Below are 20,544 nucleotides of genomic sequence, written 5' to 3' on the forward strand. Positions count from 1 at the left end.
GAGCGCGTTTTTTAAAATCGAATTACAACTTATTTGGCCTGAGTTTTGGCAGTCTTCTCAACGTCCACCATATCCAGGGTGATCATTGCAGTTTCGTCCAGGAATGGATCAGGTGCATCCAGTTCCTCTTCGTCAGGAATATCTTCCAGCGACTTAACAGGCTTGAATCCAGCTGCTACTCGGCGGTCATTAGTGCGTTCCAGCGCTTTCTGATCATCATCTTCACGGGACTTAACACGCTCTGACTCGACCAGTGAGATGGACTTCTCATCTTCCTGCGTCTTGTATTCAGCAATATCATCAAAGATGTAGGCAAACTCAGGGTCATGCTTGATACGTTGATCGTGCTTCTGAGCAAGTGCCGAGATAAGGCCGTTGGAAACATCACCCAATGAGGTGTACTGAGCCACAGCAACCTGATCCCACGGCAGCGCATTCTTCTCTTCAGATTCGCCATACTCGCCGGGCTTCAGCGCGCTCGGGAATGGAATATCCGGAGTAACACCTTTCAGTTGAGTACTGCCACCGTTAATGCGGTAGAACTTGGCTATGGTGTACTGCACATGGCCCAACGGCTTGTCATACATGTCATACATGCGACCCAGCCCTTTATGTTGCTGTACTGTACCCTTACCGAAAGTTGACTCACCCACAATCAGAGCTCTGTCATAATCCTGCAATGCAGCAGCAAAAATCTCAGAGGCTGAAGCGCTGTATCTGTCTACCATCACAGTCAGTGGACCATTGTAGGCAACCTTACCGTCATTATCACGGTTCTGGGTCACACGACCACTGGCATCGCGGATTTGTACAACTGGACCCATATCGATAAACAGGCCGGTCAGCAATGTTGCTTCAGTCAGAGCACCACCACCATTGCCACGCAAATCGATAATGACACCTTCAACATTGTCGGCTTTCAGTTTTTCCAGCTCTTTTTCCACATCGCGGGACAGGTTCATGTAGAAGCCGGGGATCTGAATCACACCCACTTTACGCTTGGCGTACTGCCCCTCTTCCATTTCAACAACTTTAGAAGTGGCTGCACGGTCTTCCAGGCGAACCCGGTCGCGCACTATGGTGATATCGACAGGCTCAGCGTTAGACCCACCCTTCTTGGGGAGAACCTGAAGTACCACTTTGCTGCCTTTGGGGCCCTTGATCAGTTCGACTACGTCATCAAGACGCCAGCCAATCACATCAACAACCTCTTCACCCTCCTGTCCGACACCGATAATTCTGTCTTCAGGGGATAGCTTTTCACTCTTGGCCGCCGGACCACCGGCAACCAGAGATTTGATCACAGTGTAATCTTCATCCATCTGCAGGACGGCACCAATACCCTCCAGGCTGAGATTCATCTCCATCTGGAAACGCTCGGCATTGCGGGGAGACAGATAACTGGTGTGCGGCTCAACAGTAAGGGCAAAAGCGTTCATTACGCCCTGGAACACATCTTCACTCTTGGTTTGACCAATACGCTTGATGGCATTGTTGTAGCGCTTTGACAGCACATCAACAATCTCTTCCCAGTTCTTACCTGTCATCTTCAGGTTAAGAGCGTCATATTTAACGCGCTGACGCCACAGCTCATTCAGCTCGGCTTCGTCTTTTGCCCATGGCGCATCTTCACGGTCATACACATAGGCATCACCGGCTTTATTGAAGTCCATTGGGGTGTCAAGCAAAGACAGGGCGTATACGAAACGCTCATAACGGCGCTTTTGGGCCAGGTCGTACATTTGATACGCCTTGTCCAGATTGCCGCTTTTCAGCATATCGTCAAATTGGTTTTGGAAGCTGTTGAAACCGTCTACGTCCGCTTGAGTGAACACATTCCGCCGGAAATCCAGCTGCTGCAGATAGCGATCGAAGATCTGCTCAGAGAATGCATCATTCAGATCGAATCTGTGATAATGGGAGCGGGTCAGCAAACCTGTTACCCGCTTGCTGGCCACTTTATGTTGTGGCTCCTGCGAGAGAGTGGGTAACTCGTTGATTTGAATTGCCGGGGAAATGGCCCACGCCGACATCCCGACAAACATGGTGGCAATCGACGCGGCAATAGTCAGTTTTCGCATCAACAAGTTACTCCTTTACAATATTGATTACACCAAGATGTGCTCAACTCGTACCTTGACCGTCAAACCGGTATCCAACTGTACGTGAACATCCTCTTTGTTAATGTCTACGACCTGACCTTTTACAGGGGTCATACCTAGTTTGACATTAACACGCTGGTTTTGTTTCAACTCACTCAACTGAGCCGGTACCAAGTTTTCAGCAACTGCAGGGGCTTTCTTGGCCGCTGGCTTGTCCTGACGCTTGGCTTTGGCTGGGCGCTGTTTGTTGAACTCTTTGCGTGGCTTTTGGCCCTGCTTCTTATTGGCGTTGTCTTTTTTCGCCTGCTCTGCACGTTTGGCGCGAGCACGCTCCTGACTTTCTTTCAAAGTAGCCTGAGCGTGTTCGATATGTTCGGCTTCCAGTTCACCACATGGGTTGCCATCCAGATCAACGCGCTGAGCGCCTTCTTTGATGCACTTCAGATAACGCCAGCTACTAGTATAGCGTCTCAGTGCAACTCGCAACTGGGTCTTACTGACTTTGGAATCATCAGCCAACCTTTCAGCCAAATCCTGAAACAATCCAATTTTTAGCGGCTTAGTTTCACCTTCGGCGATAAAGCACAAAGGAAATGTTTCATACAAATACGCCAGAATAGCGTTGGTGTCGGTCAACTTTTCTGTTGATTCCATCATTACTTCCACAGTTATATTGCAAGCCGGTACGCGTCAGCACTGAGGCTATCGACATTACTGCTTGTTAAGTCAAGTTTGCCAAGTGCTGTCACTTAGCGTCAAAAATCATTCTGTTACGGACTGTTTCCGAAACTCCAAGATACCTGATGCAATGGCGCAAGCCAACTCGACACACGGGGCGTCGGAATTATTCAGGCACGGCCGCATATTATAAGCCGCGCACAGGTGATTGCGACCATGAATTACATTAAAGCGGTCAATGTTTAAGCAAACAACGCAGATTCAAGGGTTTTGACCAAAGCTTCAAGCCCCTGGCGATCAATGTCATCGAATCTGTTGAACTCGGGACTATCGATATCCAAAACGGCAACCACTTCACCTTTATGACGAACCGGCACCACGATTTCCGCATTGCTGGCACTGTCACAGGCAATATGGCCTTCAAAACTGTGCACGTCGTCAATCAGTTGAGTGGTATTGGTCGCGGCGGCTGTTCCACATACCCCTCTGCCCCAGGGAATACGTGCACAGGCAACCTTTCCCTGAAAAGGCCCAAGAACCAACTGCTCTCCTTCACGGATATAAAAGCCGACCCAGTTCAGTTCCGGCAGAGCCTCATTAACCAATGCAGAAAAGTTAGCCATGGCGGCAATCATGTTGGTCTCACCCGTCAGCAGTGCTTCAGCCTGACGATTGAGAGTTTGATAGCAAACCTGTGTCATCCCTGGTGTTACCTCTATGCTTTATCTTCCGCAGCAGCCGCTTTCCTGGCTGACTTTTTCGGTGCCGCAGCAGCCGGTTTCGTGGCTACTGAGCCACCTTTGAGCAAAGATAGTAACTCATCTTTATGATTTGCCATATAAAAAGCCAATTTTTCAGATTCGCTCTCGGCAATCTCTATTTCAGCCTGCTGCAGAAAAGGGATAAGGTTATCGGCGATATCCAGCATCTTGTCATATGCATCCGCCTCCTTTTTTGAAGTAAACGTCATCTTCTCAACCCCTTCTCTGACCACGACATACTGGACCACAACAGCCATGATTCACCCCACATTAGTAAGCACTGTTTTTATATACAGTGTATAGTTGCATACTATTGGTATACCTTTCAACCCAGACTGGCAAAATGTGAATTAAATACTGATATTTAAATAAGATATTCATAGAATACCCCTACCCTGTATATTCACGGATACTCACTGATGGCCAGCAAGATTTTGTAACACTCTTGTCATCAGTACAGGTGATGCGTTCGAAATGCTGATAACTTATAATCTCGCCTTCAAAAAGACAGGAAGCTCAGGTCTGTAGATCTCACTCTCTCATGGATTCTCACAACACCACAGCCAAAGACACTCAGGTGCCGGAAGACATAGTGTTATGCCGGGCCTGCGATTTGGTCGTCAGCAAACAGCAACTCCCCCAAGAAGTCAGAGCCCTGTGTCCAAGGTGCCACACAGCTTTGTATGACACCCCCTACTGTTCAATTAACGGTATGTTGGCAATTTGTCTGGCGGCGCTCTTCCTGTATTTCCCAGCCAACCTGCTGCCGGTAATGGAGTTGCATTTCTTCGGCTCTGTGCGCACCACGACAGTAATGGGCGGAGCAACTGCGGTACTCGAGCAAGGCTACCCAGTGGTGGCCATCGCCGTGATGGTCGCCGCCGTCATTGCCCCCGGATTATTGATCCTGTCTATCCTCAGTCAAATTCTGCTAATCAAATACGCTATTGATGGCAAATGGGGGCGCAGGTTGCTAAAACTGCTGTTGACCCAGCAATCTTTACTGACTCAACTGAGCATGCTCGAGATCTACCTGATTAGTTTTCTGGTGTCCGCTTTCCAGTTGTCTGATCACGCCGACATCTATTTCAGTATTGGTACCTTCTGTTTCACTATGTTGTTCCTCTCTGTATTGTTCCTGCTGAGAGAGTACGACCTGCAGCATATGTGGAGTTTCCTGGATGAAAAATAGCCTGCAGGGCCGGGATATAGGCATATGCCAGTGCCCGGTTTGCCAAATGACCAATGATGTCAGCCTGGGGGCCTGCCCCAGATGTGGGACCCAATTGAAGTGTCGCAACTATGCCAGCCTGCAACAAAGCTGGGCACTGCTTATCACAGCCGCCGTGCTGCTGATCCCTGCAAATGTTTTCCCCATTACCATAGTGACCAGCCAGGGGAAGATAGCTTATGACACGATTTTCACCGGGATCGCACACCTGATACATCTGGATATGTTACCTATTGCCATCATCGTATTTACTGCCAGTATTGCGGTGCCCTGGGCCAAGATTATCGGACTGGCAATATACCTGACCGCCATCAGTTTCCGTATCCCCATTCCAAAGCGGGTACTGATGACCGGATACCATATTATTGAGTGGATAGGTCGATGGTCCATGCTCGACCTTTTTGTTATTTCCATTACCGTTGCTCTGGTCAATATGGGGCAATTGATGGATGCCAAGCCTGGGCCGGCAGCCACAGCGTTTGCCCTGGTTATTCTCTTCACTCAACTGGCTGCCAAAGTGTTGGATACACGTTTACTCTGGGATCGACTGGAAGCTCAAGATGACGCAAGCAGAACCGCCGAAAATCGTTAAAAAGAAACTCTTCTCCCCTATCTGGCTGTTACCAATCGTAGCACTGATCCTCGGCGGCTGGCTGGGGGTTAAAAGCCTGCGGGAACAGGGTATTGAAATTGAAATCCACTTCCCCAGTGCCACCGGGATTGATGTGGGGAAAACTCTGGTTCGTTACCAGGGCCTCAATGTGGGCAAGGTGGTCGATATCGGTCTCGACAGCTCTCTGACCGGCGTGGATGTCAAAGTGCTGATGGATTATCGTGCTGAGCCATTCCTGAAGAAGAACACCAAGTTCTGGTTGGTTACCCCTAAAGCATCTATTACCGGGGTTGAAGGTCTGGATGCGCTGTTCTCCGGAAACTATATCGCGGTTCAACCCGGTGACGGCGACTCCCAGAGCAGCTTTGTCGCCTTGCAGGAAGCGCCAGCCATACAGCCAGGAGAAACCGGTGTTGTGGTTGAACTCAAGGCGATGCAGCTCGGCTCTGTTGATGTCGGCTCCAAAGTCTTTTTCAGTCAGATCCCAGTCGGTGATGTTGTCAGCTACAAGTTGGAAGCCGATCAAAGTATTACCATTTCAGCCTTTATTAAAGAGCAGTATGCCTATCTGGTAAAAACCAATTCCCGCTTCTGGAATGTCTCCGGGATCAGCGTGGATGCATCCCTTTCCGGAGTGAAATTCCACAGCGAAAGCTTGAGCGCCATTCTGGCAGGTGGTATCGCCTTCTCATCAGATCCTGCAGCGCCACAGGCTCAGCACAACACAGCCTTCAACCTGTATGACAATAAACAGCAGGCTCTGGGTGGCCGTGACTTCCTGCTCAGTGCACAGAATGCCGATGGCATAGGTAAAGGCACTAAAATCCAGCTTCGCGGCGTGCAGATAGGTGAGATCCTCGGCACCAGCCTGTCTAACACAGGTGTAGGGTTTAACGCCCGACTGTTTAATGATTACGAGGACCTGCTCGCGGGCAGCAGCCAATTTTACCTTCAGGGAGCCGACATCTCACTGGATGGCGTCAAGCATGCCTCCAGACTGGTTACCGGTGCAGTGATTGAATTTATACCAGGCTCAGGCCCGGCGTCCGGAACATACCAGTTGCTGGAGAGTCAGCCGGAGGATAAAGGTGAACACCTGACGCTCAGAGCCTTCAGTGAAAGTAACCCCGGGGTCAGCGTTGGCGCAGCAATAAAATACAAGGCCTTTGATATCGGCACTGTCACTTCGGTATCTCTGGCCAAAGATTTCTCCGGTGTCGAATACCAGCTGGAAATCCCCGCTCAATTCAGCGCACTGCTCTCCCATGGCAGCTATTTGTATGGTCAGTCAGCGCTGGAAGTTAACGCCTCTCTTGAGGGAGTTGCAGTAAAAACCTCGGATGCCGGCACACTGCTCAAGGGCAGTTTTAATCTGGTCAGAGGCAAAGGTCGAAACCTGATGACCAACAATGACCTGCTTAAGGTCTTTCCCTCCCGGGAAGCCGCAGAGCAGGAGTTCACCGCAGCCAGCCAGCAAAAAATTACGCTGACCAGTTTGGATGGCGCTGGAGTGTCGCGCGGCTCTCCTGTCTATTACAAGAAAATGCAGGTAGGTGAAGTTGCAGATGTTAGTTGGTCTGCCTCAGAAGGGAACTTTGCGGTCAGCCTGAATATCGACGCCACCTTTAAATCTTTGCTGAATGACAGTAGCGTATTCTGGCAAAACAGTGCTGTTGAGGTGAATGCAGGGCTATCGGGAGTTGATGTCAAAGTTGCCCCACTTGCAGGAGCACTGAAAGGCAGTATTAGCCTTGGACAACTCGAAGACACGCCTGTTGCCGGAACCAAAGGAATACTCTACGCCAGTGAGCAATTGGCTATGGCCCTGGCCAAAGTGATTGAACTGACCTTCCCTGCCGATGCCGACCTAACTGCTGGCGCAGCTATCCGCTACAAAGGCTTCCAGATAGGTGAAGTTGACCATGTTTCTTTGTCTGATGATCTTGGCAGCATCAAAGCAATAGCCTGGCTTTATGGGCAATATGCAGCTGAGTTCCAGCGGGCTGACACCCAGTACCATCTGGTTAATGCTCAGGTATCTTTAGCTGGTATCAAAGCCCCTGAGACTCTGTTGACCGGTCCCTATATTTCGGCATTGCCAGGTAACTCAGTCTCTAAGTCAGATCATTTCAATGGCAAACTCCAGGCCGGACTGTACGCTGATACACCAGCTAATGCACTGAAAGTCACCTTGGTTCGCCCTGTTCTTGGATCAATTAAAGCGGGTACGCCTGTGCTTTACCGGGGGATTCACATTGGTGAAGTCAAAGGCTATGACCTGAACGCCAGCGGCCAGCAGGTACAAATCTACCTGGCGATCGAGACCAGCTTCAGCCACCTGATAAACCGCACCAGTAAATTCTGGGATTATTCAGGCATCAAAGTGGACTTTGGTTTGTTCTCCGGCGCGCAGGTTGAAACCGGCAGCGTTGAGAATATTCTGGCCGGAGGCATTGCTGTCGCGACAGAAACAGCCAATAGCCCCGACAACCGCCTGATGGACTCCCCAGTCTTCACGCTTCATAACAAAGCTGATGAGGAGTGGCAGAACTGGTCTCCGGCGCTGAAGTGAGCCTGATAAAAGGTCAACAAGTTAAACTCAGAAAGGGATGCCATTGCGCATCCCTTTTCACGTTCGGTTAATACCAATCAATATCTGAGTTGATGCGAACCTAAAGGTGTGAAGACAATCAGTGCAGTTGAAAGTCTATCGAGATAAATTTTGAGGGTTCAGGCTGGTATGCCGCCCAAATTATCAAGCTCAAAATATTGAACAGGCATTCCAAGATAGCAGCCGCTCGGTTTGAATCATTCTGTTCTCCCTTAAGATGGGCACGATTTAAATTGAGATTGCCTGGGCTATCCATAAAACCAGTAACAAACACCTATGGCGGCAACAATACCGGCAAGATCTGCAGTTAACCCGCACGCCAAAGCATGGCGGCCATTACGTATTCCCACAGCGCCAAAATAGACCGCCAGTACATAAAAAGTGGTTTCAGTACTGCCCTGAAAGATGGCCGCCAAACGTCCCGCAAAAGAGTCGACACCGTGATGATTCATGGTTTCCAGCATCATGGCACGAGCACCGGACCCACTGAAGGGTTTCATCAAAGCGGTAGGCAAGGCATCCACAAAGCGGGTATCACCGCCGAGCCACTGCACAAAATGAGCGATAACCGACAACAGCAAGTCCAGCGCACCCGATGCTCTGAGCAAAGCAATAGCCAGCAACATCGCCAGCAAATAAGGGATCAGTTGAATTGCCTGAGAAAATCCATCTTTAGCGCCCTCAATGAACTCATCGTAAATGGCGACCTTTCTGAGCCCTGCAACCAATACAAAAGCAAATACCAAAGCGATGAGTACGCCGTTGCCCAACACGGTGGAGACTTCGCCAATCATCTGAGCCGACAGCGTACCAAGATAAAAGACTGTCGCCATCAGTGAACCTATGAGCAGCGCACCATACCCCATAATCACAGCATCAAACAGCTTGATCCGTTGCACCAGGGCGACCACAAGAAGTCCCGCCAGGCTCGAGGCTGAGGTGGCCAACAGGATAGGAAGAAACACATCAGCAGGATTTGCCGCCCCCTGCTGAGCCCGGTACAAAAAAACGGCGACCGGCACCAGAGTGACCGATGAGGTATTCAACACCAGAAACAGGATCTGGGCATTGGTGGCGGTCTGCTTATCTGAATTCAGGGACTGCAGATCATGCATTGCCTTGAGTCCCAAAGGCGTCGCGGCGTTATCCAATCCCAGCATATTGGCGGTCAGATTCATGGTAATACTGCCATAGGCGGGATGCCCCTTTGGCACCTCAGGCATCAGTCGCGACAACAGGGGTTCAGTGATTTTCGCGATAGCAGCCACCATACCGCCCTTTTCGCCCAGCCTCATCAGGCCCATCCACAGAGAGAGCACACCAACCAACCCCAGCGCAATCTGGGCGGCTAATTCTGCGCTGGAAAACAGTGCAGCACTGACATCGGTCAATACCTGGGTATTACCCATGCCCAACTGCACTGCCACGGCCAGAGCCGCAATAACAAAGAAAAACCACCAGATACGATTCAGCACATTGGGTCCTATAGATAAAGGCGCAAACCATCACATCATCAGGCTGTGGTATACTCGCGCCAGCAAAAATTCATAGAAAGTCTTTATGGTTCAACTAAATCCAGATTTTATCAATAGCATTCAGCAGGATATCCCTGCTCATTTGTCCATTGATGATTTTATTGAGTACTGCGGCAAGCCACTTCGCCCATCCATCCGGGTTAATACCCTGTCTATATCTTCTGCCGATTTCAAGGCTCTGATGGAACCCAGGGGCTGGGAATTTGAACCCATTCCATGGTGCAAAGATGGCTTTTGGCTCACCGGACACAATCCGGAAGAACTCGGTAACTGTGTTGAGCATATTCAGGGGCTTTTCTACATTCAGGAAGCCAGCTCAATGTTGCCGCCAACGGCACTGTTCGATACCGAGCCTCAATATGACAGAGTATTGGATACAGCATCTGCGCCCGGGTCAAAGACAACACAGATAGCCGCCTTGATGGAAAACCGCGGCCTGCTGGTCGCCAACGAATACTCCTCAAGCCGGGTGAAAGTGTTGCACGCCAATATAGCCCGCATGGGAGCAAGGAACACCGCCATTACTCATTTTGATGGCAGGGTTTTCGGTGAGTACCAATTTGAAACCTTTGATGCTGTGCTGCTCGACGCTCCCTGCAGTGGCGAAGGGACTGTGCGTAAAGACCCTGATGCACTCAAGTACTGGCGTCAGGAAGATATTGACGATATCGCAGAAACCCAGCGCGAATTGATGTTATCGGCGTTTCAGGCCCTTAAGCCCGGCGGCATGCTGGTGTATTCCACCTGTACCCTGAATACCCAGGAAAACCAACAGGTGTGTCACTTCCTTAAAGAAACCTACCCGGACGCGGTAGAGTTTATCTCGCTCGCCAATCTGTTTGCCGATGCAGATAAAGCCACCACAGTAGAAGGCTTTTTGCATGTATGGCCACAGATATTCGACAGTGAAGGTTTCTTTGTGGCCGCCATTCGTAAAACACAGGCGGTCGAGCGCGCCCTGCCCCAGCCGAAACCCCAAAAGAACTTCCCCTTCACACATCCTACCCGTAAGCAGACTGAAGCCATGAAGATCCATCTTAACAACCTTGGGTTTACGCTGCCGGAAACACAAAGCCTGATGATCCGCGATGCGGAATACTGGCTGTTCCCTGAAGGATTTGATGAACTGATTGGCTCAATGCGATTCCAGCGTATCGGGTTGAAACTGGCCGATGAAGCCAAGCATGGGTTTAAACTCAGGCACGAAGCAGTTATAGCTCTGCCCTGCCAACAGGCAAGAGTGATAGAGCTGGATGAGCAGCAGGCGGTTGAATACCTGATGGGACGGGACGTCGTATTTGATGGTGACAAGCCAGCCAAAGGCGAAGTGATTGTCGGCCGTCATGGCATCCCTCTGGGGCTGGCAAAATCCCTTCCGGGGAAGCTTAAAAACAGCCTGCCAAGAGAGCTGGTTCGGGATAAAGTCTGCACCGCTTGATGCAGTGAATTGTTCCGGTTAAACCACCTCAGAACAGAAGTGAACTTCACCCCAAAGACTTATTCCAGAAAAATATTTGGGGTTCCCTCAGATTGCTGTACTACAATAGGAGTACGAAGTCGCTGGCATGCAGTGCTTCGTACCCTAAGTTAGCGCACGGCTCACCCTAAGAGCCATTCCCCTAGGCCCGAAACAACTGGAATAGTTTTGGGCCTTTTTTTTATCTGCTTATCAACTAACGACCGGCCAATCTGGCGGCATCTTTAAACAGATTAAAGAAGTTCTCAGTTGTGAAAGCTGCCAAATCCTCATACTTCTCACCGCGAAGCTCAGCCACAAATTCGGCCACATCACGGACAAAAGCAGGCTGATTTTCTTTCCCTCGGTGAGGCACAGGCGCCAGATAGGGAGAATCTGTCTCTACCAGCAACCTGTCCTGAGGCACCTTACGGATAACACTGCGCAATTCACCGGCGTTTTTAAAGGTCACTATGCCTGAAACCGAAATATAGAAGCCCATATCAATGGCCGCTTTTGCCATTTCCCAGTTTTCGGTAAAGCAGTGCAGTACTCCACCCACTTTATCACCCTGGCCGTTACGCAGTATCGCCAGGGTATCCTCTCGGGCATCACGGGTATGAATAATAAGAGGTTTATTAACCTCTACAGCCAAAGCGACCTGCTGTTCAAAACATGCCTGCTGCATCGCTTTGGTTTCGTTGGCGTAGAAGTAATCCAGGCCGGTTTCACCTATGGCAACGACCTTCTTTTCATTGGCAAAAGCCTTAATCTGGTCAACATCCAGGCCTTCCTGTACATCCAGAGGGTGAACGCCGCTGGAGAGAAACACCTGATCATAAGCCGCCATTTTGTCACGCATCGCCTCAAAACCCTGTTGACGTACATTAACGCAAAGGAAATAGGCGATATCCCGGGCACTAGCTTGTTGGATGATTTGATCAAGGGAGTCAGCATCCGGCGCCGCCTTCAGGCGGTCCAGATGGCAATGGGAGTCGATTAGCACAGTAAAGGTCCGATAACGGGGGAATTTCAATGGTGGGCAAGGATACCCAGCTACATGGTGGAGGTCAAATTCCCGGACGCCAGCTCACTGGAAAGCACCTGTTCGATATCATGTCTGTGGTGTTCCTCTGCTGGCGCGAACTGAACACCTATGCCGGCAGGGCGTCCGCCGGACGCTCCCTGAGGGTTGATCCACACAACGCTGCCGCACGCCTCTCTGGCGGCAACATCACCGGGTAGTCGATAACTGAATGTCAGAGGTTCGCCAAGATAATGTGGTTCCGAGGTCGCCACGAACAATCCTGCACTGCGAACAAAGGGCATGTAGGCGCGATACAACTGCTGAATGGTGTCAAATCTGATTACCAAGTCGATCATGTCTTTCCGTTTACTGTGTGACCTCTTTATATTCTAGGACAAATTTCTGGCACAGCGCGAGGTAATTGACGCTGGCCATAGTCTCCAGATGATGACAGTGGCGCATCACGCTGTCTGCCAACTGTGCAATTCGCGATAGCGCAAAAGCATCCAGCTTTCCCGGTTGAATCATTCGCGACCTAAGTACCAGATAAAGTACTTTAAGTGATTCAATAATATGATCTTCTTTTATATCGAGCAAACTGCCGGTCAAATGCCCTGAAATCAGGCTTGCCCGCCAATCTTTACGATACTGTAACCAGCGTTCGTAATCGCCATTGCCCAGGCTATCAGCAAGCGTCAAAGGGCCACCAGCCAGGGGCAATACCCAGGTCATATCCTGAGTCACACCATGTTGTTGCTGTAACCAGCTCTGCACTGTGTCTTTATCCGGCGCGACAAAGGCCAGCTTCTGGCATCGGCTGGCGATGGTAGGCAGCAAACGCCCAGGAGTCTGGGATTGCAAAAGGAGTAAGGTATCCTTGCCCGGCTCCTCAAGGGTTTTCAGTAAAGCATTGGCAGAAGCCTGGTTCATACGCTCACAGGCATAGATGATGGCGACCCTGCGGCCGCCCTGCTGCGCCGTGGCTGTCAGCTTGATGCACAGCTCCCGGATCTGATCAATTTTAATCTGATTGCCATCGGCCCTGACCTCATAAAGATCCGGATGGTTACCGGCCTGCACCAAATGGCATGACTTACAATGACCACAGGCCCCTGCAGGGGTTGGATTCAGACACAAAGAGGTCGCTGCAATATCCTGTGCCAGCAACTCTCCCCCCTGAGCCACATCAACCCCAAGCAACAAAGCGTGCCCCAGAGTGTCTTTGCAAATCTGCATGGCGGTGCGGTCAAATGCCGGATTACACCAGGGAAGATGAGCTGAATGTCGCATCACAGCTTAAGCCTCATTCTTTATTGATCACAAAAGATTATTGATTACAGCAGAGACTGCAGCACAGACTGAATGTCCTTGTGCACTTCAGACATAGGCTGGCTGGCGTCAATCACATGAATAGTGTCATCTTCGGCTGCCAGCGCCAGGAAGGTTTCCCGGGTACGGTCAAAGAATTCCAGCGCCTGCTGCTCGATTCTGTCCAACTCGCCTCGGCTGGCTGCACGCTCAAGCCCCAACGCAGGAGGAACATCCAGATACAGGGTGATATCAGGCTTGAAGCCTTTCAATGTGGCGTCGCTGATCGCTTTGACCAATGGCATCAAGCCCCGGCCACCACCCTGATAGGCAAGGGAGGACAGGTTGTGACGGTCGCCCAGCACCCATTCACCACGAGCCAGGGCTGGCTTAATCACATTTTCAACCAGTTGCGCACGGGCCGCATAAAACAGCAGGCACTCCGCCTCATCACATAAAGGATCATCCGCTTCGGCGATCTTGACCAGGTCGCGGATTTTCTCGGCCAGAACAGTGCCACCCGGCTCGCGGGTACAAACCGGTGCCTTGCCGGTCTGCTTCTCCATCAAGTCCTTCACCAGAGCGATAGCACTGGATTTACCCGCCCCTTCCAGACCTTCAATTACGATAAACTTGGCTTGACTCATTATCTGTTTCTCTGAAATTTATTAACTGCGTTGTTGTGCTCTCTCAGGGTTCTGGAAAACACATGGCTGCCGTCATTGCGGGACACAAAATAGAGGTAATCTACATCCGCAGGGTTGGCCGCGGCCAGCAGTGAAGCTTTACTCGGCGCAGCGATAGGTGACGGCGGCAAGCCATTAATTCGATAGGTGTTATAAGGGGTCATTTCACGCAGGTCTTTCTTGGTGATATTACCCTGATAGCGCTCACCCATACCGTAAATCACGGTTGGGTCTGTTTGCAGGCGCATGCCTTTACGCAAACGGTTGGCAAATACAGCCGCCACCCAGCCACGCTCTTCCTGCTTGGCTGTCTCTTTTTCAATTATCGATGCCAGCGTTAGCAGCTCATAGGGAGTTTTAAGGGGTAAGGTCTTGTCCCGACCTTCCCAGGCGGCAGCCAGTTCCTGCTGCATCTTCAAATAGCTTTGGGTCAGCAGCTCTTCGGCGGTTTGTCCCGCTTCATAATGATAAGTGTCCGGATAGAAGCGCCCTTCCGCCAAGCCGGTATCCCCCTGCTTAGCCATGACTTTGGCAAACACATCCTGCTCGGGTTTCAGATACTCAGCATTGGCCAGTTCTTCACGCCACTGAGCGATAGTGCGCCCCTCAATCAGTGTCAGCGGGAACTGCATCACCTTGCCTTCGTTAAGCTGCGTCAGCAGGCCACTCAGGGTCTGGCCGGGCTCGATCTGATACAGACCAGTACGTATCCCCGCCAGCTCAGGATGCAGCTTAAGCAGCGCCTTCAGGCGCCAGTCGTTTTCAGTAATGCCCTCGGCGGCCAAATCTCTGACCAAAGAGCGCACATTGATGCCCGGCTCTATCTCAAGCTGTTGTGACTCAGAGATATTCAGCGGCGCAGCAGCATACTGCTCAACCTGCTTCAGGCCCCAATAAGCACCCAACGCAGCGATCAAAATCAGTGTCATCAGGGTCGCAACTGCGCCCCAAACCAGTTTCATTGTTTTCATACCGGATTTAATACCAGGCTTTTATATCAAGCATTTCGCTCAGATTAATTGTTGTAATTCGGACAATCGGGGCCAAATGGTTAAGTCCCTGTCTTCAAGACGGGTTACCGGCACGGCGCCCATTAAAGAGTTTGTCATCAGCACATGATCTGCCAGTAATAACTCACTCTCTGTTACTTGCCCCATGGTGACATTCAGTCCCATAGCAAGCAGCGAATGGATAACCTGCTCACGCATGACACCAGATACACCCGCAAAGCTGAGAGCAGGCGTCAACACCTGATTGCCGGATATCAGCAGCAGATTGCCCATGCTGCCCTCGACCAGAAGTCCATCGCTGTCGCAGACCCAGACATCATCAATTCCCTGAGGCAAACTCTGGGCTTTAATCAGTACCTGCTCCAAACGATTAAGATGTTTGACCCCGGCCAGCAGCGGTTGACGCCCAAGGGCGACTGAAGACTTACAAAGCCCAACCCCCTTTTGTTGCCATTGCAGGTAATGTGCGGGCAGAGGTGATACAGACAGGATAACCAAAGGGACAGGCGACCTGGGGGCCGTATAACCACGACCACCACTCCCCCGACTGAGCAGAAGTTTGATACAGGCATCAGGATTCAGCGTTGCCAGCTCATTGAGACGGAAAAGCAAAGCCTCGCCGGCAGAAAAGGCAAAGCCCAAACGCGCAGCGCCGTCACTGAGACGGCGCAGATGTTGCTCAAGAAACTGGATTTGGCCCTGTTTCACCTTCATGGTAGCAAACAGGCCATCACCATAGGCGAGAGCTCTGTCTGCCGGGTCAATGACGCTGTCCTTAACGTCGTTAATCCAGACTTCTTTCATCAAGACCTATTCCTTCAGGAGTCCTGGCTGATACGGCTGGCAACCGCTTCCTGCTGATCTTTGTACTTGGCGTTTTTGCGCTTGTTGTACGGACGAGCCACAGGACCGTTAAGACGCTCGAAGTTCAGCGCGCCAATGGTCATCATAGGACGCAGCGCCAGCGGTAACTTACCACTGTTGTAGAACTCAAGCACAATTCGGCCATGCCAACCCGGATCGATACGATGGGCAGTCACGTGTACCATCAGCCCCAGGCGGGCCAGGGATGAACGACCATCCAACCAACCCACGATATCTGCTGGCAGAGTGACACTTTCATAGGTCACGGCCAACGCCAGTTCTCCCGGGTGCAGGAAGAAAGCATCACCATCTTCAATAGTGATCTGCTCACTCATCACACGGTCAAGGGCAGCCTGAACTTCTGCACTCGGGCCACTCAAATCGATAAATGGTGCAGTGTGATCCTTGAATACCCGGAACTGGTTACCCAGACGTACATCCACACTCACGCCACTGATCGCTTCCACCGGTGGACGGGGATCAATCACTATCGTTTCGTTGTCCAGACATTGTTCAATTTCAATATCGGTTAAGCGCATTTTTCGTCTCTAACTCCCTTGACACTCGGGCTGCTTAAGCCCCAAAAACCTTACTTGGCCAGCAAATGCTGAATACGGGCCTTCAGGATATCGGTAGCGATACGGTTCTTGCCACCACGTGGCACGATGATATCAGCATACTGCTTGGAAGGTTCAATGAACTGCAGGAACATTGGACGCACTGTCTTTTGGTACTGAGAAATCACAGACTCCATGGTGCGACCACGCTCTTCCACATCACGGGTCAAACGACGCAGGAAACAGATATCCAGCGGTGTATCCATAAATACTGAAGCATCCATCAAACCACGCAACTTAGGATCGGTCAGCAGCAGAATACCTTCCAGAATAATCACCTTCTTTGGCGTCATCGTCTGGATTTCCTCGGTACGGGTATGCTCTTTATAGCTGTAAACCGGAATATCGACGGCGTTACCGTCTTTCAGTTGCTCCAGATGCTGACACAGGAGTTCATGATCCAACGCCATTGGATGGTCATAGTTGGTCAGTACACGCTGCTCCATGGACAGATGTCCCTGGTCGCGGTAATAAGCATCTTCATTAATTACGCCAATCTGGTTGGTACCCAGATCGCGGCAAAGCTCTTCGTATATAGTTTTCGCAATCAGGCTCTTGCCTGAAGCTGATGCGCCGGCGATACCGATAATGACACATTGCGGAGAATTCATATGGCTACCTTATTCGTCGTCTTCTACGCTGATTGATACCTGAGACTGGCTATGTTGTAAGGCCAGTTGTGCCCCAACTTTACGGGCAATTTCCCGGTAGATACCGGCAACTTCACTGTCAGGCTCGGCGACGGCCAAAGGCGCCCCCTTGTCCATAGATTCACGCAAATCCAGTTGCAGAGGCAAGGCCCCCAGCAAAGGTACATTGTAACGCTCGGCAATTTTGCTGCCGCCATGGGTACCGAATGGATGATCCTTGTGTCCACACTCACTACAGATGTGGAAACTCATATTCTCAACAATGCCCAGAACCGGAATGTTCACCTTGTTGAACATGGTGATCCCTTTCCTGGCATCGGCTAGAGCGATGTCCTGCGGAGTTGTCACAACCACGGCGCCACTGACTGGCACCTTTTGCGACAGGGTTAGCTGAATATCGCCAGTGCCGGGTGGCATATCGATAAACAGATAGTCGAGCTCCGGCCAGCTGGTTTCATTCAGCAGCTGCGCCAATGCACCGGCGGCCATAGGTCCACGCCAAACGGCGGCCTGATCGTCGGTGAGCATAAAGCCTATAGATTGAGCTGCCACACCATAAGCTTCAGCGGCAGTCATGGTCTTGCCATCATGGGATACAGGACGGAAGTCGGTCAATCCCAGCATTAAGGGAATAGATGGACCATAGATATCGGCATCCAAAATCCCTACACGGGCGCCTTCCTGGGCCATTGCCAAAGCCAGGTTTACAGCTGTGGTGGATTTACCCACACCACCTTTACCAGAGGCCACGGCCACAACCTGTTTAACGTTAGGAATAGGCGCCACATTGACGCTTGAAGTCTGGGCAGGTTGAAAATCGATTTCGCATTCCACCTCATCAATGGCATCGAGTTTGGCCAGTTGATTGGTCACCGCCATCACAGTATCGCGATACTGAGTCTGACAGGGGTAGGAATACACCAGGGTCATTTGCAGGCGTTTGCCATCAAGTGCCAGTTTACGAACACAATTGGCAGAGATAAGGCCTTTCCCCAGATAAGGGTCAATATAAGCATCCAGAATGCTCAATACAGAAGACAACAAGGCCGGTTCCAGTTGGAAATCCACGGCTTGTTCCTGCAGTGCTGACGACAATTTTCATCTCCCAGAAAACGAATTTGGCCAAGTGTATCAGATAATGGCAAAAACATTAGTGTAGAAATAGCTCAGTTAGACGGGGGCGTGATGAAAATTCCACATTAATCGGTTAGTATCTAGGCCAATATTTTCAGGACCAACACGATTTTGAGAAAAAATGGCAAATACACAACGTAAAATTTTGGTGACCAGCGCACTGCCGTACGCCAACGGCCCTATCCACCTGGGTCATATGCTGGAGTATATCCAGACAGATATCTGGTCACGTTATCAAAAACTGCGCGGCCATGAATGCTACTATATTTGCGCCGACGATGCCCATGGCACCCCTATCATGCTCAAGGCGCAGCAGTTGGGTATGGCTCCTGAAGAAATGATCGCCCAGGTAGCTGTTGAGCATCAGCAGGATTTTGCTGACTTCAACATCGCCTTCGATAACTATCACAGCACTCACAGTGATGAGAACCGCGAACTGGCCAGCCAGATCTATCTGGCACTGCGTGAAAAAGGTCATATCAAGACCCGCACCATCAGCCAGCTGTTCGACCCTGAAAAGTCCATGTTCCTGCCTGATCGCTTCGTAAAGGGCACCTGCCCTAAATGTAAGTCTGAAGATCAGTACGGCGACAACTGTGAAGTATGCGGCGCGACCTATAGCCCAACCGAGATGATCAACCCCAAGTCTGCGGTTTCCGGAGCCACTCCGGTAATGAAGGACACTGAGCACTTCTTCTTCGACCTGCCTGCGTTTGAAGGCATGCTCAAAGAGTGGACTCACTCAGGTGCCCTGCAGTCTGAAATGGCCAACAAGCTGAACGAATGGTTTGAGCAGGGTCTGCAGCAGTGGGATATCACCCGTGACGCGCCATACTTTGGTTTTGAAATCCCCGATGCCCCGGGCAAGTTCTTCTACGTATGGCTGGATGCACCGGTTGGCTACATGGGCTCGTTTAAAAACCTGTGTGACAAGCGTGGCGACCTGGACTTCAACGAGTTCTGGGCGAAAGACTCCACCGCCGAGGTTTACCACTTCATCGGAAAAGACATTGTTTACTTCCACAGCCTGTTCTGGCCAGCCATGCTGCACGGCGCTGATTTCCGTCAACCAACCAGCGTATACGCCCACGGCTATGTGACCGTAAACGGTGCCAAGATGTCCAAGTCCAAGGGTACCTTTATCAAGGCACGCACTTACCTGGATAACCTGGACCCTGAATACCTGCGTTACTACTACGCAGCCAAGCTGTCCAGCCGTATCGACGATCTGGACCTGAACCTGGAAGATTTCGCCCAGCGCGTAAACTCTGATCTGGTAGGTAAGCTGGTGAACCTGGCTTCCCGTACGGCAGGTTTTGTGACCAAGCGTTTTGACGCCAAACTGGCCAAACTGGAAGACACCACTCTGGTAGACAGCTTCCTGGCCAAGCAGGAGCAAATTGCCGAGTTCTACGAGACCCGTGAATACGGCAAAGCGATGCGTGAAATCATGGCGCTGGCCGATATCGCCAACGCCTATGTGGCGGATGCAGCGCCATGGCAGCTGGTTAAGCAGGAAGACAAACAGGAAGAAGCCCATCAGGTATGTACCGTGGCCCTGAACCTGTTCCGTATCCTGGTAACTTACCTGAAGCCGGTTCTGCCACGTCTGAGCTCAGATGTTGAAGCCTTTATGCAGCTGGAACTGACCTGGGACAACCTGGGTATGGACCTGACCGGTCATGAAATCGCGACCTTCAAAGCAATGATGCAGCGTGTTGATATGGACAAGGTTGCCGCTATGGTTGAAGCCTCCAAAGAGAACCTGCAGGCTGAGCAGAAGCCTACTGGTCCTTTGGCTGACGACCCAATCTCAGAAACCATCAACTTCGATGATTTCGCCAAGATTGACCTGCGTATTGCCCGTATTGCCAAAGCAGAACACGTACCAGAAGCCAACAAACTGCTGAAGCTGCAGCTGGATATCGGCGGTGAAACCCGTCAGGTATTTGCAGGTATCAAGTCCGCTTATGCACCGGAAGATCTGGAAGGTAAGCTGACCGTAATGGTGGCTAACCTGGCTCCACGTAAGATGCGCTTTGGACTGTCTGAAGGTATGGTGCTGGCAGCCGGCCCAGGTGGCAAAGATCTGTGGATCCTTGAGCCACATGAAGGTGCCCAGCCTGGTATGCGCGTAAAGTAAGCCTTAAGCTCAAATATCAATCCCCTGCACTCATTCGGGTGCAGGGGATTTTTTATATCTGTTTTACAGGCAGTTTTCTCCACTCCATTAACGACCCGGTTCAGTGGCGTCATTGAAC

19 protein-coding genes are annotated in these 20,544 nt (G+C 51.0%); 5 read left to right on the top strand and 14 right to left on the bottom strand.

The window, feature by feature from the left end:
* Positions 1-29: 29 nt before the first annotated feature.
* From prc to ACFOE0_RS09340, 4 genes are all read right to left on the bottom strand, one after another.
* Entirely contained in the window at positions 30-2,081 is a 2,052-nt protein-coding gene (gene prc, locus ACFOE0_RS09325) for a carboxy terminal-processing peptidase (protein ID WP_248935619.1), read from the bottom strand.
* 27 nt (positions 2,082-2,108) lie between these two features.
* Positions 2,109-2,756 carry an RNA chaperone ProQ gene (proQ, locus tag ACFOE0_RS09330; RefSeq protein ID WP_248935620.1) on the bottom strand — a complete coding sequence of 216 codons (648 nt, stop codon included), beginning with the start codon at positions 2,754-2,756 and terminating at the stop codon, positions 2,109-2,111.
* A 266-nt stretch (positions 2,757-3,022) separates the two neighbouring features.
* Positions 3,023-3,481 carry a GAF domain-containing protein gene (locus tag ACFOE0_RS09335; protein ID WP_248935621.1) on the bottom strand — a complete coding sequence of 153 codons (459 nt, stop codon included), beginning with the start codon at positions 3,479-3,481 and terminating at the stop codon, positions 3,023-3,025.
* Between the two features lie 14 nt (positions 3,482-3,495).
* A complete protein-coding gene (locus tag ACFOE0_RS09340) occupies positions 3,496-3,798 on the bottom strand; it encodes a YebG family protein (RefSeq protein ID WP_248935622.1) in 303 nt (100 codons plus the stop codon).
* Between the two features lie 284 nt (positions 3,799-4,082).
* On the opposite strand from ACFOE0_RS09340, the gene ACFOE0_RS09345 reads away from it, so the two are divergent.
* Genes ACFOE0_RS09345 through ACFOE0_RS09355 form a run of 3 tightly spaced genes read left to right on the top strand, consistent with a single transcriptional unit; the run spans position 4,083 to position 7,957 of the window.
* Entirely contained in the window at positions 4,083-4,733 is a 651-nt protein-coding gene (locus tag ACFOE0_RS09345; RefSeq protein ID WP_248935623.1) for a paraquat-inducible protein A, read from the top strand.
* On the top strand, positions 4,723-5,364 hold the full coding sequence (locus tag ACFOE0_RS09350; protein ID WP_248935624.1) for a paraquat-inducible protein A: 642 nt from the start codon (positions 4,723-4,725) through the stop codon (positions 5,362-5,364). The genes ACFOE0_RS09345 and ACFOE0_RS09350 overlap by 11 nt, the downstream gene beginning before the upstream one ends.
* Positions 5,333-7,957 carry a PqiB family protein gene (locus ACFOE0_RS09355; RefSeq protein WP_248935625.1) on the top strand — a complete coding sequence of 875 codons (2,625 nt, stop codon included), beginning with the start codon at positions 5,333-5,335 and terminating at the stop codon, positions 7,955-7,957. Before ACFOE0_RS09350 ends, ACFOE0_RS09355 begins: the two co-directional genes overlap by 32 nt.
* Before the next feature lie 287 nt (positions 7,958-8,244).
* Here the strand turns inward: ACFOE0_RS09355 and ACFOE0_RS09360 are convergent, their stop codons facing one another.
* Positions 8,245-9,471 (bottom strand): nucleoside recognition domain-containing protein, encoded by a 1,227-nt coding sequence (locus ACFOE0_RS09360; RefSeq protein ID WP_248935626.1) that lies wholly within the window; start codon positions 9,469-9,471, stop codon positions 8,245-8,247.
* A gap of 85 nt (positions 9,472-9,556) precedes the next feature.
* Between ACFOE0_RS09360 and rsmF the strand changes: the two genes are divergently transcribed.
* Positions 9,557-10,969: a 16S rRNA (cytosine(1407)-C(5))-methyltransferase RsmF gene (gene rsmF, locus ACFOE0_RS09365; RefSeq protein WP_248935627.1), complete on the top strand. Its 1,413-nt coding sequence runs from the start codon at positions 9,557-9,559 to the stop codon at positions 10,967-10,969.
* Positions 10,970-11,204: 235 nt separating this feature from the next.
* On the opposite strand, the gene ACFOE0_RS09370 is transcribed toward rsmF, so the two are convergent.
* The 9 genes from ACFOE0_RS09370 to apbC are packed head-to-tail and all read right to left on the bottom strand — an operon-like array spanning position 11,205 to position 18,244.
* Positions 11,205-11,993, bottom strand: coding sequence for a TatD family hydrolase (locus ACFOE0_RS09370; protein WP_248935628.1), 789 nt, complete (start codon positions 11,991-11,993; stop codon positions 11,205-11,207).
* A 50-nt stretch (positions 11,994-12,043) separates the two neighbouring features.
* Entirely contained in the window at positions 12,044-12,370 is a 327-nt protein-coding gene (locus tag ACFOE0_RS09375; RefSeq protein ID WP_248935629.1) for a PilZ domain-containing protein, read from the bottom strand.
* A 10-nt stretch (positions 12,371-12,380) separates the two neighbouring features.
* The gene (holB, locus tag ACFOE0_RS09380) at positions 12,381-13,304 is read right to left on the bottom strand and encodes a DNA polymerase III subunit delta' (RefSeq protein ID WP_248935630.1); all 924 of its coding nucleotides are present in this window, start codon (positions 13,302-13,304) and stop codon (positions 12,381-12,383) included.
* A gap of 44 nt (positions 13,305-13,348) precedes the next feature.
* Complete coding sequence (gene tmk, locus ACFOE0_RS09385; protein ID WP_248935631.1) at positions 13,349-13,969, bottom strand: dTMP kinase; 621 nt, start codon at positions 13,967-13,969, stop codon at positions 13,349-13,351.
* A complete protein-coding gene (mltG, locus tag ACFOE0_RS09390) occupies positions 13,969-14,979 on the bottom strand; it encodes an endolytic transglycosylase MltG (protein WP_248935632.1) in 1,011 nt (336 codons plus the stop codon). The genes tmk and mltG overlap by 1 nt, the downstream gene beginning before the upstream one ends.
* A gap of 39 nt (positions 14,980-15,018) precedes the next feature.
* A complete protein-coding gene (gene pabC, locus ACFOE0_RS09395) occupies positions 15,019-15,822 on the bottom strand; it encodes an aminodeoxychorismate lyase (RefSeq protein WP_248935633.1) in 804 nt (267 codons plus the stop codon).
* 14 nt (positions 15,823-15,836) lie between these two features.
* Entirely contained in the window at positions 15,837-16,421 is a 585-nt protein-coding gene (dcd, locus tag ACFOE0_RS09400; RefSeq protein ID WP_248935634.1) for a dCTP deaminase, read from the bottom strand.
* A gap of 50 nt (positions 16,422-16,471) precedes the next feature.
* Positions 16,472-17,110 carry a uridine kinase gene (udk, locus tag ACFOE0_RS09405; protein WP_115138397.1) on the bottom strand — a complete coding sequence of 213 codons (639 nt, stop codon included), beginning with the start codon at positions 17,108-17,110 and terminating at the stop codon, positions 16,472-16,474.
* A 9-nt stretch (positions 17,111-17,119) separates the two neighbouring features.
* A complete protein-coding gene (apbC, locus tag ACFOE0_RS09410; protein WP_248935635.1) occupies positions 17,120-18,244 on the bottom strand; it encodes an iron-sulfur cluster carrier protein ApbC in 1,125 nt (374 codons plus the stop codon).
* Between the two features lie 160 nt (positions 18,245-18,404).
* Between apbC and metG the strand changes: the two genes are divergently transcribed.
* Positions 18,405-20,426: a methionine--tRNA ligase gene (gene metG, locus ACFOE0_RS09415; RefSeq protein ID WP_248935636.1), complete on the top strand. Its 2,022-nt coding sequence runs from the start codon at positions 18,405-18,407 to the stop codon at positions 20,424-20,426.
* Positions 20,427-20,544: the final 118 nt, after the last annotated feature.

This window comes from Shewanella submarina (assembly GCF_042646185.1).
Classification (GTDB): domain Bacteria; phylum Pseudomonadota; class Gammaproteobacteria; order Enterobacterales; family Shewanellaceae; genus Shewanella; species Shewanella corallii.

Bases quoted from the DNA above. Each gene is read 5' to 3' on its own strand.
- metG (WP_248935636.1), top strand. From the start codon at position 18,405: ATGGCAAATACACAACGTAAAATTTTGGTGACCAGCGCACTGCCGTAC.
- ACFOE0_RS09345 (WP_248935623.1), top strand. From the start codon at position 4,083: ATGGATTCTCACAACACCACAGCCAAAGACACTCAGGTGCCGGAAGAC.
- ACFOE0_RS09350 (WP_248935624.1), top strand. From the start codon at position 4,723: ATGAAAAATAGCCTGCAGGGCCGGGATATAGGCATATGCCAGTGCCCG.
- ACFOE0_RS09355 (WP_248935625.1), top strand. From the start codon at position 5,333: ATGACGCAAGCAGAACCGCCGAAAATCGTTAAAAAGAAACTCTTCTCC.
- proQ (WP_248935620.1), bottom strand. From the start codon at position 2,756: ATGGAATCAACAGAAAAGTTGACCGACACCAACGCTATTCTGGCGTAT.
- prc (WP_248935619.1), bottom strand. From the start codon at position 2,081: ATGCGAAAACTGACTATTGCCGCGTCGATTGCCACCATGTTTGTCGGG.
- dcd (WP_248935634.1), bottom strand. From the start codon at position 16,421: ATGCGCTTAACCGATATTGAAATTGAACAATGTCTGGACAACGAAACG.
- pabC (WP_248935633.1), bottom strand. From the start codon at position 15,822: ATGAAAGAAGTCTGGATTAACGACGTTAAGGACAGCGTCATTGACCCG.
- ACFOE0_RS09335 (WP_248935621.1), bottom strand. From the start codon at position 3,481: ATGACACAGGTTTGCTATCAAACTCTCAATCGTCAGGCTGAAGCACTG.
- tmk (WP_248935631.1), bottom strand. From the start codon at position 13,969: ATGAGTCAAGCCAAGTTTATCGTAATTGAAGGTCTGGAAGGGGCGGGT.
- ACFOE0_RS09375 (WP_248935629.1), bottom strand. From the start codon at position 12,370: ATGATCGACTTGGTAATCAGATTTGACACCATTCAGCAGTTGTATCGC.
- mltG (WP_248935632.1), bottom strand. From the start codon at position 14,979: ATGAAAACAATGAAACTGGTTTGGGGCGCAGTTGCGACCCTGATGACA.
- rsmF (WP_248935627.1), top strand. From the start codon at position 9,557: ATGGTTCAACTAAATCCAGATTTTATCAATAGCATTCAGCAGGATATC.
- ACFOE0_RS09340 (WP_248935622.1), bottom strand. From the start codon at position 3,798: ATGGCTGTTGTGGTCCAGTATGTCGTGGTCAGAGAAGGGGTTGAGAAG.
- holB (WP_248935630.1), bottom strand. From the start codon at position 13,304: ATGCGACATTCAGCTCATCTTCCCTGGTGTAATCCGGCATTTGACCGC.
- udk (WP_115138397.1), bottom strand. From the start codon at position 17,110: ATGAATTCTCCGCAATGTGTCATTATCGGTATCGCCGGCGCATCAGCT.